The following is a 1,269-nucleotide window of genomic DNA, read 5'->3' on the forward strand; positions in this document are numbered from 1 at the left end:
GGTAGAAGAAGCCTTGTGGCTTATTATCACGAGTCATGAAGCCACTCTCTGGGTCAGTGGTGCTGGTTTTGGTATTCTTTGTTTTTGACTCTGATTCACGAGCCTTAAGAGGCTTCTTACCCGCTTTTTCTCGGTCTAACGCGACGTCGTCATCCAGCATATCAAGATAGGCACTCGCGCGAACCGCCGTGACTTTATTGGTGTGTTTATTCTTGTTGGCGTTCGCTTTGAGATGAGTACTGTCCGTAAARAGCTCTTGACCCGCGACCAAGCCTTTCGTCATGGCTTGCTCTACGATATTGATAAAAATACGTTCGAAYACATCCGTGCCATTAAAGCGACGAATGCGGTTTTGGCTTAGAGTAGAAGCGTGGATGACTTTCTCTGTTAATGACATCCGTAAGAACCAACGGTAAGCGACATTCACTTCAATTTCTTTAACGAGCTGACGCTCACTTTTTATACCAAAGATATAACCAAGCAAGATGATTTTGAAGAGACGAACAGGGTCAACAGGTGGACGCCCATTATCTTTACAATAAAGATGAGCGACTTCATCACGAATGAATTCAAAGTCGATAGCATTATCGATTTTGCGCACTAAATGGTCTTTAGGAACTAACTGTTCCATCGTCACCATTTCCAGTTCGTATTGTTGCGGGGTGGGTTCTTGAAGCATATCGGAGTATCCATATTTCGATACCCCTATTAGATCAAAGGTCTAGCTCGAAAGCTAGACCTTTGTCAGCAGTCTGAACGGGCGCAAGCCCGTTTTTTTATGCGTGAAGTTCGCGATCAAGGCGTAAGTATAAGTTGTGTAAGACAAGGATTATTCTAGATAATCTTGACTCTATGTGGGAAAAGTCTGCCTTTAAAATGAGCAATTTGTGGCTTTTAGCATATTTTGTGCTCAAACGATTTAAAAAACAAAAAAATAGTGTTGACTCGTTTTAATGAATGGGTAGAATGCATCCCGTACCCAAGAGAGAACAACCTCTTAAGGGGGATGTAAGGCGCGTTGGCAGAGGGGCTATGCAGCGGATTGCAAATCCGTGGACCTCGGTTCGACTCCGGGACGCGCCTCCATTTGCGACACTAGCTCAGTTGGTAGAGCGCAACCTTGCCAAGGTTGAGGTCACGAGTTCGAACCTCGTGTGTCGCTCCAAATTTTAAGATATGGCGAAAGCGATATCGACATGGTGCAAGCCATAACAAGTTTTGTGTGCCCTGGTGGTGAAATTGGTAGACACAAGGGATTTAAAATCCCTC

General features: G+C 44.6%; 1 protein-coding gene and 2 tRNA genes. 2 read left to right on the forward strand and 1 reads right to left on the reverse strand.

What is annotated here, in order from left to right; genetic code table 11:
- On the reverse strand, window positions 1–679 hold a 679-nt coding region (locus CIK04_RS00160; protein ID WP_142994972.1), incomplete at its 3' end, for a transposase.
- Between the two features lie 333 nt (window positions 680–1,012).
- On the opposite strand from CIK04_RS00160, the gene CIK04_RS00165 reads away from it, so the two are divergent.
- Both CIK04_RS00165 and CIK04_RS00170 read left to right on the forward strand, forming a co-directional pair.
- Window positions 1,013–1,086 (forward strand) — tRNA-Cys (locus CIK04_RS00165).
- Between the two features lie 3 nt (window positions 1,087–1,089).
- A tRNA-Gly gene (locus tag CIK04_RS00170) sits at window positions 1,090–1,165 on the forward strand.
- The last annotated feature ends 104 nt before the right edge of the window (window positions 1,166–1,269 follow it).

The organism is Vibrio sp. 03_296 (assembly GCF_002265885.1).